Origin of the sequence: Lysinibacillus sp. NPDC096418 (assembly GCF_044762775.1) — a bacterium.
GTDB lineage: Bacteria > Bacillota > Bacilli > Bacillales_A > Planococcaceae > Lysinibacillus.
In genome coordinates this window covers 1-10,362 of sequence record NZ_JBIWEY010000005.1, presented here as the reverse complement: position 1 = coordinate 10,362, position 10,362 = coordinate 1, and the positions used below count along the sequence as shown (strand labels likewise).

General features: G+C 35.7%; 8 protein-coding genes and 1 rRNA gene. 7 read left to right on the top strand and 2 right to left on the bottom strand.

The annotated features are described in order from the left end of the window. Window positions 1–124: 124 nt before the first annotated feature. From ACIQZG_RS06510 to ACIQZG_RS06490, 5 genes are all read left to right on the top strand, one after another. Window positions 125–307 carry a hypothetical protein gene (locus ACIQZG_RS06510; RefSeq protein ID WP_402754360.1) on the top strand — a complete coding sequence of 61 codons (183 nt, stop codon included), beginning with the start codon at window positions 125–127 and terminating at the stop codon, window positions 305–307. Window positions 308–309: 2 nt separating this feature from the next. Then, window positions 310–3,369: a sensor histidine kinase gene (locus ACIQZG_RS06505; protein ID WP_402754359.1), complete on the top strand. Its 3,060-nt coding sequence runs from the start codon at window positions 310–312 to the stop codon at window positions 3,367–3,369. Continuing rightward, window positions 3,369–4,481: a response regulator gene (locus tag ACIQZG_RS06500; RefSeq protein WP_402754358.1), complete on the top strand. Its 1,113-nt coding sequence runs from the start codon at window positions 3,369–3,371 to the stop codon at window positions 4,479–4,481. The genes ACIQZG_RS06505 and ACIQZG_RS06500 overlap by 1 nt, the downstream gene beginning before the upstream one ends. 69 nt (window positions 4,482–4,550) lie before the next feature. Continuing rightward, window positions 4,551–5,714, top strand: a complete 1,164-nt coding sequence (locus ACIQZG_RS06495) for an iron-containing alcohol dehydrogenase (RefSeq protein WP_402754357.1) — start codon at window positions 4,551–4,553, stop codon at window positions 5,712–5,714. A gap of 486 nt (window positions 5,715–6,200) precedes the next feature. Further along, window positions 6,201–6,932, top strand: coding sequence for a hypothetical protein (locus tag ACIQZG_RS06490; protein WP_402754356.1), 732 nt, complete (start codon window positions 6,201–6,203; stop codon window positions 6,930–6,932). Between the two features lie 98 nt (window positions 6,933–7,030). Here the strand turns inward: ACIQZG_RS06490 and ACIQZG_RS06485 are convergent, their stop codons facing one another. Continuing rightward, on the bottom strand, window positions 7,031–8,017 hold the full coding sequence (locus ACIQZG_RS06485) for a cation diffusion facilitator family transporter (protein WP_402754355.1): 987 nt from the start codon (window positions 8,015–8,017) through the stop codon (window positions 7,031–7,033). A 15-nt stretch (window positions 8,018–8,032) separates the two neighbouring features. Continuing rightward, window positions 8,033–8,755 carry an MgtC/SapB family protein gene (locus tag ACIQZG_RS06480; RefSeq protein WP_402754354.1) on the bottom strand — a complete coding sequence of 241 codons (723 nt, stop codon included), beginning with the start codon at window positions 8,753–8,755 and terminating at the stop codon, window positions 8,033–8,035. A 136-nt stretch (window positions 8,756–8,891) separates the two neighbouring features. Here ACIQZG_RS06480 and ACIQZG_RS06475 point away from each other — a divergent pair, with 136 nt between their 5' ends. Both ACIQZG_RS06475 and ACIQZG_RS06470 read left to right on the top strand, forming a co-directional pair. Beyond that, complete coding sequence (locus ACIQZG_RS06475; RefSeq protein ID WP_402754353.1) at window positions 8,892–9,791, top strand: DMT family transporter; 900 nt, start codon at window positions 8,892–8,894, stop codon at window positions 9,789–9,791. A gap of 283 nt (window positions 9,792–10,074) precedes the next feature. Next, window positions 10,075–10,362, top strand: a 16S ribosomal RNA gene (locus tag ACIQZG_RS06470); the annotation flags it as partial.

Here is a 10,362-nt window from a genome sequence, read left to right as displayed (position 1 = left end):
ATATGATAGGATATTAAGAAAAGTGGCTATACAATTATTTAGGTGAGCGTAAGGTAACGCTAAATTTCAAATTGCTTCATTATTTAATAATAAGTAGTTCATCACCAAAAGTCGGGGATGACATTTGATTAAAGAGCGTATCGATTTTAAAAATCGTGTTGATTGGAGTGAAGGCTGGACGCCCCCGGAAAGCGCCCAGTCGGAACGGAAATCAGCCCCAAGTTATGGTGATGAGCCTAATAAGTGTTTTTTAAAACTCTCCCTTAAGGAAACTTCACTTTATAATGAAAATCAGGAGGAGGCGTGATAATGAAAAGAAATGTAGGTATTGTCGTGACCATTATCATGTTATTTATGGTAGTGTTTTTCCTCGGTAATCGCAATTATTTGCTGACCAATAGCCCGCAAATTGTACATAATGGAGAAGGAATTATTGATCATAAGCAGCTAAAGGGAAATTCTGTTTTAAAATTAGAGGGAGAGTGGTCTTTTTATCCGAATGTATTGATTGCACCTAGTGAGTCATTTGATGCCTACGAGGATCAGCGTATAGTTATTGATGTACCGTCTAACTGGAATAATCTCGTTGAGCCAAATAAAGAAGGGCTCACGATTGGGACGTATCATGTCAAGATAAAGGTACCTGTCGAAGAGCAATACGGTTTATATATTAGTACAATTCGTCAATCAAGCCGTATTTTTATTAATGGTGAAGATGTGGGGGCCATGGGAAATCCAAGTGAAACCTTAAAAGCCTTTCGCTTTGAATATAATGATAAGTATACGGTGTTTGCAAAAAGCGAGAATCAAGTATTGGATATTGTCATTCATGTGGGAAATTATACTTATTCAGAAGCAGGTATTCTTTTCCCTATTGAATTTGGTACAAAGGAAGCGATTCAAAGCTATTATCGCGTCAAAGTATCAGCAGATGCGTTTGTTAGTATTGGTTATTTCGTATTTGGTATAATTTATGTGATTTCATATAGCCAAAATCGCAAGCGTAAGGAAGAATTGTTTTTTGGTCTTTTTGCGATATTCTTTGGCTTGTTTATGTCATTCAACAATCAAAAAGTATTCTTTTTGCTTTTTCCGTCTATACATATATCAGAACAAATTCGTTTGCAGTTAGGTGTTTTACCTTTAGCGACCGCTTGTTTAATTTATTTTGTTTACTATATGTATCCAGAGTTTGTGAGAAAAAGAACACTTTATATTATTAGTCTCTTATTAAGTATACTTATTGTCAGATATTCAATTTACAAACTGGTTACAGATACCGCCCCAATTGCATCAGAAGAATATTTGATGTTTTTACATCTCGTTTATATGGCAATCATTATTCCGTCGGGTCTGTATAATGTATTTGTCCTATTACGTGTACTTAGGAAAAATGTAGAAGGAGCGCATTATATTTTAATCTTCTTAGCATCCCTGACTTGTTATACAATTTTACTAGTAATTAATTATTTATTTGGTGTACCTATAAACTTTAGTGAGCTACTCTTGTTTATTCTCATGTTATTTAGTTTTGCATCTCTTCTTAGCTTCCGAGCAAATGCATCGTACAATAAAGTACAAACATTGTCGGAGGAGCTATTTACGTACAATCAAATGAAGGATGAGTTTTTGTTAAAAACATCCCATGAATTACGCACACCTTTAAATGGAATTTTGAATTTGTCAAAAGTATTAATGGAAGGTGAGGAAGGCCCTTTAAAACGTGCGCAGCAGGAAAATGTCATTTTAATTCATAACGTCACACAGCGTTTGGGCTATTTAGTAGAGGATTTATTGTTTTCATCGAATCATATGACAGGGGATGTGCGTGTCACACCACGAGTTGTGTCGGTTAGCGTGATTAATGAAGTCATCGCAGAAATTCGTAGCCTTATGCCGAATGACCAATCTGTCAGTATAGTGAGTGCTGTCAATCATGATTTGCCAGCCATGTATACAGATGAATTGCGTGTGAAGCAAGTGCTTTATAATTTGTTACATAATGCGATGCAGCATACACTACATGGACAAATTACAGTGTTTGCGAATGTTCGTGGAGGACAGATGGAAATACAAGTAAGTGATACAGGAATGGGTATCCCCTCACAAGATTTACATCGTATTTTTAATGCTTTTTACCAAGTGAAGAAAGAGGGCACTAGTGGAGGTCTTGGCTTAGGTTTGAGTATTACTAAAAATATTGTAGAAAAGTTAAATGGTGAAATTTATGTGACGAGTACACTTGGTGTAGGCACAATTTTTACTTTTACGATGCCACTTGCAACAATGGAACAATTAACGGATGGAAACCGACAGCAGCAAGTTACGCTTAGAGCAGATAACGCGGTGTTTCAACTGAATTTACCATTTTTTCACAAAGGGAATGACAAGACAATACTTGTTGTCGATGATGATCATGTAAATATTAAAGTACTTGTAGATGCCTTAACAAAAAAAGGATATACAATTATTGCTGTTGATAATGGCTTTGATGCGATTGACTATTTAAAAATACATAAAGTAGATTGTATGTTAATCGATCTAATGATGAGTGGCATGTCAGGTTATGAATTATGTAAAAAAGTGCGTAAGCATTACGATATGTTGGAATTACCGATTATTGTTTTAACAGCAATTATACAACATTCAGATTTAGTATTATCTTTACAAGTTGGAGCAAATGATTATTTACAAAAACCGATTGCAATGGATGAATTATTAGTACGTATACAATCATTACTGGCAGTTCGACAATCTTCCATTGATGCGATTGAGGATGAAATGAATTATTTATATGCGCAAGTGACTCCTCATTTTGTCTACAATACACTCAATACTATTATTGGCTTAAGTTATACAGATATTGAAAATGCACGAGAGGCGTTATACTGTTTAGCAACTTATTTCCGTGCAAAGCTGAATGTCCATTATCGTCACAGCATGGTTTCTCTAGAAGAGGAAATAGATCTTGTAAAAGCATATCTCTATATTGAAAAAATGCGCTTTGGTGATCGTCTTACAGTAGCGTATGATATCGATGAATCCATTCGTTCTTTGATTCCAGCATTATCAATTCAGCCTATAGTTGAAAATGCAGTTTTTCATGGGATTTCGAAGAAAAAAGAAGGTGGTACTATTGAGTTAAGTGTGCAACGAGAAGGTCAATTTGTACGTATTAAAGTTTATGATAATGGTGTCGGTATTCCAAAAGAAAAATTGCAACAGTTAGTAAATGAAGAAAACTCACGTATTGGTTTTACGAATCCACTCAAAAAATTTAAGCTAATTAAAAATGCCAGTTTACGTATATATAGTGAAGAAGGCGAAGGAACTACAGTTATTATTTTATTACCAGAAGGTGATGCATAGTGAATATAGTCATTATTGATGATGAAAAAATGGCAATAGATGTATTAGGTATTATGCTAAAAAAGCTTACACAATTTCCGCTTTGCATTAAAGGTACTTATACAAATGCAAAGGATGCATTTGCTCTTTTTGAAAAAGAACAAATTGATGTCGTTTTTTTAGATATGGAGATGATTGACATTCATGGGTTGCAAGTTGCTAAAAAGCTACTAGTGAAATATCCAAATATGCAAATTATTTTTGTGACAGCACACGCGAAGTTTGCGGTGGATGCTTTTGACATTGAAGCAACAGATTATTTATTAAAGCCAGTTCGTGAAAGCCGTTTATTGAAGGCGGTAGCGAAAGCACAGCAGATGGTCAATCTACGACAAGAAATGCAATCTGAAAAAATTGAATTACATATGTATGCACATACTTTTGGTAGCTTTCGTTTATTAGATGTCCAAAATGAAATTGTGAAATGGCGTACTAGAAAAGTAAGGGAATTGTTTTTATATTTATGGTTTCATCGGAATAAGCCGTTATTAAATGCTGTCATTATGGAAGAATTGTGGCCAGAAGCAGAATTAGAAAAAGCGGGCTCGAACCTTCATACAACCATTTATCAATTACGAAAAATATTAAAACAAAATGGTAGTGAGAATCCTATCTTGTTAGTAAATAATCATTATCAATTAAATATTGAAATTAATAGTGATTATGAGGAACTTATACAGCTGTTAGAAAAAGAGAGCCATGATGAACAATCGATTCAACGTATCTTAAATTACTATGAAGGTGACTTTTTAGCAGAAGAAGAATACCATTGGGCGATTCAAATGCAACTACGTGTAAAACAGAATGTATTACATTTGCTAGAAGTGTATGTCACCAATACGAATGAAATTAACCCATTACTAAAACTGAATTGCCTACAAAAAATGCTAGAACTCGATGAATTCAATGAGCAATACATGTTTTTACTCTTGCAATTTTTAATCGAACAAAATAAAAAACAAGATTGTACGCAATGTTACGATATGATTCGCCAAAAGTTACAGGAAGAGTTAGGTGTGCAGGTGCCAGATAATATCGCTAGCATTTATGCTGAATACGTAATGCGCGTATAGAACGATACCCTAATCATTGCTTTCGTTCTTAGTAATGTGAGAAAATCCCACTAGAAAGGGGCGATTTCCATGAATTCATTTACATTTTATAATCCAGTAAAATTACATTTTGGTGTAAATGCACTGGACCATTTACCGAAAGAATTGGCGAAGCACGGAAACAAGGTACTTGTAGTGTATGGTGGGGGAAGTATTAAGAAAAACGGTGTCTATGATGCGGTAATCAAGCAATTACAAGAAGCGGGTAAGACGATTTTTGAATTGAGCGGTGTTGAACCAAACCCACGTGTGGAAACAGCGCGATTTGGTATTGAAATTTGTAAAGCTGAAGGTATTGATGTTGTACTTGCTGTTGGTGGTGGTTCTGTAATTGATTGCTCGAAATTGATTGCTGCAGGTGCAAAGTATGATGGGGATGCCTGGGATCTTGTAACGAAAAAAGCATTTGCTAATGAAGCATTGCCATTAGGAACTGTGTTAACTTTAGCAGCAACAGGGTCTGAAATGAATGCAGGTTCTGTTATTACAAATGCGGCAACTGAAGAAAAAATAAGCTGGGGAGGTCCAGCCACATTCCCGAAATTCTCTATATTAAATCCTTTGTATACAGTGAGTGTACCAAAGAATCATACAGTGTATGGCATCGTTGACATTATGTCGCATGTGTTAGAGCAATATTTCCATAATGCGACGAATACACCAATCACAGATGAAATGTGTGAAGGTGTACTGCGTACAGTAATTGCAACTGGGCCTAAGCTTATCGAAGATTTAGAAAATGTTGCTTTACGAGAGACAATTCTATTGGCCGGTACGATTGGTTTAAATGGCTTTTTATCGATAGGTTCCCGCGGAGACTGGGCATCACATAACATAGAACATGCGATATCAGCAGTGTATGACATTCCGCATGCAGGGGGATTAGCTATTCTACAGCCACATTGGATGCGTCATAGTGTATCAGTGAATCCTGAACGATTTGCTGGATTGGCGGCACGCGTATTTGGTGTTGATCCAACTGGTAAGACTGTAGAGGAAGTTGCTCATGAAGGTATCAATTTCTTATCTGCTTTTTGGACATCATTAGGAGCGCCAAATCGTTTGAAAGACTATCAGATTGATGATGCAAAATTTAATCAGATTATCGAGCATGCAATGTTAAATGGGCCGTTTGGTAATTTTAAAAAGCTTCATGAGGAAGATGTACGAGAAATTTTGCAAAATTCACGTTGAATTGTATTAAATAATAAAAGGAATGCGAGACATTATACTATTGTCTCGTATTTTTTTATGAGTAAAATATTTTTTTGTATTATGATGGGTGAAAGTAACTATGAGTATATCAGAGTGAAAATAATTGATTGAAAAAACGGAAAATTGTCATAGAAGAATTCGATGCTGTGCTATATAATAAGAAAAAGGTCGGATTTATGAAGAATCGATAGATATTTGTGTGCAGGATTAAAGTATTTACAATTATTTAATTGCAATATTCCGATATTCATTCCTGGATGGGAGGAACGATTAGGTATTTTATAGTTCATTAGAATATCGCTTATTTTCCCACCTTGTCGAAAGTGGTGCTTAAAGTTCGATTCACAACTTAGTTGATGCATTTTTTGTCAAAATTTCTTAAAAATTTTAGAATTGTTCAGAAATTGTTCAACGATGTCTTTTAAAATAGTTTTATGAATAATTAAAGGATAGGAGAGGGAGCAAATGTTGAAACAATTGCTTGAAAATCGTAATTTTCGTTGTATTGAAACATCATTTCAGCAAAATGTTTATGAAATGCAAAATTGTATTGAAGTTTTAGGGATTGTGGCGAAATCAATGCAAATTACAGATGATCAAATTATCGCTGGATACATAGTCGACAGTAGAATATTTTTAAAAAGTATGCAATATGGACAAACTGCAATTACGTTAACGGATGGCATAAACGAAGCAATTGTGGAGCTATTTGTACATCCTTCTGGTGAAATAGTAGTAGAGGTAAAACCTTATTTAGGAAATGCGGAGATTGTCCTTGCATATTATCGCACAATCTTAGCAGATACAGCAATTGCCATTGATTTAAAAGGAGCATTAAAACATTATTTAGTGGCACATCAATTAATGCAGGACGAGGACTCAATTACTGAGGTACATTATCGATCCATGCATCCGAATGTATTGAAAGATTCATACGCTGGTAATTTTACTTTAGGTTGTCATCCAAATGGGAAAGAGATTACTTTTTCAGAAGAGTATACATTGGCAAATCGTGTGGCGACATTGCAATTCTCAAAAATAGTTATTCTGCAAAAAGGCGTAAAAAAAATAATTGCCTTAAAAATGTTATTGACATTCATGATTACTAATCATGTGTTTGTAAGTTACGAAAATGTCAATGAACTCTTAAGTCCCAAAGAACTAGAGGTAAATAAAGGAGAGTTAGTACTTGTATAAAAAATAGCCGACTGCCGAAATGAACTGCACCTTAATTGCGAGAAATAAATTCCACGATTAAGGTATAGTTCAACAAGACAATTGGCTTTTTTTATTTATTATATAGGTAAATTTGGTGGACGGTCCCCAACATGTACCCAGGTTTGTTCACCATCATCTTCATCATAGAGAATGGTTACCTTTGTTACACCTTTTTGGCTTAGGATAATTTCAGTCAAATGATCACGCACACCATCTAGGTATGCAAGTGATAAATCGGAATTAGCCTCAGCGACTAACTCTACATGTAGAAACTCGCCTTCTTTTATCACTTCTAATCGTACAATATCTTTGATGTTGGGGTTGTCCAATACAAGGTGGGCGATATGATTTAGCATTTCCTGATCAGTTTCCCCAATAACACCGCGTGCATTATCAAGGAATATTTTACCTACAACGTAGAACATCATACAGCCAATTATCATTGAAGCGAGACCTTCGACTTGAGCCCAACCGGTAAAATGGGCAATTAAAATGGCGCTAAAAGCAAGCACATTACCACCTGTAGCTACTAAATCCTCCATGAAAACAAGCTTTGTTGCGGGTTTTGCTCGATTTAAATTTCCAAATGCCTTTGGAATAGATAAAAGTCCGGCTTTTTCTTGCCCAGCCTCATGTAAAACTTCAACAGCTGCTTTGGCTAATACAGTTCCCTCAAGAACTCCGCCGATAAAAAGAACACTTAATGCTATCAGCACTCCTTTGGATTCGGTAGAAGGATGTAGGAAATGGTGCCAACCTTCTTTAATTGTTTCATAGGAAAGAATTGCGACGATGATGACAGCAAATAAACAAACGAGATTGACGATTCGGCCATACCCACTTGGGAATTGTTTTGTTGGTGCTTTTTTGGATAACGCAGAACCGATATAAACAAAAAATTGGTTTGCTGCATCTCCAAATGAGTGCATCATTTCAGCAAACATCGCAACGTTGCCTGTGAAAATAAAGGCAGCACCTTTAATAATGCCTAAAAAGGTATTTACGAATGCTGCCAGTAGGGAAGGTTTATTACCCTCTTTTAAGAGTTTAAGCATTTCTGCCATTGAAGTGTCCTCCGACTAGTTTAAAATTTCCATTTCAATTTCCTCTATATAAGACAAACTTTGCAAAGAACGATAAAACGACAGCAAATTATCTGAGATAATAAGTGATACGCGTAAATCTAATTCGTGTAAAACTATATCATTTCTTAATGGGACATCTTTTATACGCATGTTTTCAATAATAATATTGTTTTCCTTTAAAAATTGAAGCAATGATTCCATTTTAGTATCGTCGTCAATTCGAACCTTTAACGATATTTCACGCATCCGAATTCGTTTAGGTCCGATTTTCATTAGAAATGGTGATAATACTTCAATACCAAAAACGATGATGACAACAGCTATTGCTGCATCCATGTAGAAACCTGCACCAACTGCTATTCCAATTCCAGCTGCTCCCCAAATCATCGCAGCTGTCGTTAAACCTGAGATACTATCATTGCCACGTCGTAAAATAACACCAGCACCTAGAAAACCGATACCACTCACGACCTGTGCTGCTAAACGCAGTGGATCCATAGTAATGTTAATATCATGTCGTGCGGGTGTTGAATAAGCAGTTTCGATTGAAATAATGGTCAGAAGACAGCTGAATGTCGCAATGACTAGGCTTGTTTTTAGCCCAACAGGTTTCCTCTTCAATTCTCTTTCAATGCCAATAACTAAACTTAAAGTGGCAGCGATTACTAATTTTATGATTACTTCAATTGTAATCATATTTTCCAATAATGTATTCATGCTAAACCCCCCACCGATATTTCGTATTGCTAAGAGATATGCAAAGTGCCATTATTATATGTACATTGCTTTTTTGTATTGTACAACACGTAAGTAGTGAAGTATAAAGATTTTTCAGTAAGGAAGTGCAACTAGAATGGAACAACCTAAAATCCATCCGTATATCCCGATTTTTATTGGGGTCGTTTCGGTATCGCTCTCCGCGATTTTTGTGAAATTAGCTAATGCGGAGTCAGGTGTTATTGCTTTCTATCGTATGTTGTTTTCGGTAATTATCATGGCTCCAGTATTCTTTTGGAAGTATACAGGTGAATTAAAGGAACTAACTAGGCGGGATTGGCTTTTTTCTTCTATAGCAGGCGTGTTTTTGGCATTTCATTTTATTCTGTGGTTTGAGTCACTAAATTACACATCTGTCGCGAGTTCTACTGTCCTTGTAACACTGCAGCCACTATTCGCCTTTGTAGGGACATATCTTTTCTTTAAAGAAAAGATCACTGGAAAGACAATTCTTGCTGGAGTAATCGCTATCGCAGGGAGTGTATTAATTAGCTGGGGTGATTTCCAACTTAGCGGCTCTGCCTTTTACGGAGATATACTTGCACTAATTGCATGCGCACTTATTACAGCTTATTTATTGTTTGGACAAGATGTACGAAAACGGTTGTCTTTGGTTACGTATACGATGATTGTTTATGGAGTTAGTACGATTACTTTATTTTTATATGTTCTTATTAAAGGGGAGTCATTTGGTCCTTATCCAACTATTGATTGGATTTGGTTTATTTTATTAGCAATTGTGCCGAATTTATTAGGTCATACACTATTCAATTGGTCCATTAAATACGTAAGTACAAATGTAGTTTCAATTGCGATATTGCTCGAGCCGATTCTTGCAGCTGTTCTTGCAATCTTTATTTTTAAAGAGTATTTAGTAGTTACTCAAATTATCGGTGGGCTAGTTGTTATACTAGGCATTGTATTATTTGCAATAGATGAGAAAAAGATTTTTAAGTTTTTTTCTAAAAAAGCTTGATTTATTAATTGGTATGTTATATATTATTACTTGTCCTTAACAAGAAGGAACACTTGAGAAAAATATTTCAAAATAGTTATTGACTTCTTGTTAATTACAAGTTATGATGTAAAAGTCGCTAGAACAAGCGGCAACAAAATGAACCTTGAAAACTGAACAAGCAAAACGTAATCAATAACGTTTTAAGTAACTAACAACTAAGTTAGCGAACGAAACATAAGTAATAAATAGATATCAACTTTTAGTTGATACGCTAGCAAAGCTAATGAGTTTTCAAACTACTTTTATGGAGAGTTTGATCCTGGCTCAGGACGAACGCTGGCGGCGTGCCTAATACATGCAAGTCGAGCGAATTGATGAAGAAGCTTGCTTCTTCTGATGTTAGCGGCGGACGGGTGAGTAACACGTGGGCAACCTACCTTATAGTTTGGGATAACTCCGGGAAACCGGGGCTAATACCGAATAATCTATTTCCTCTCATGAGGAAATACTGAAAGACGGTTTCGGCTGTCACTATAAGATGGGCCCGCGGCGCATTAGCTAGTTGGTGAGGTAACGGCTCACCAAGGCG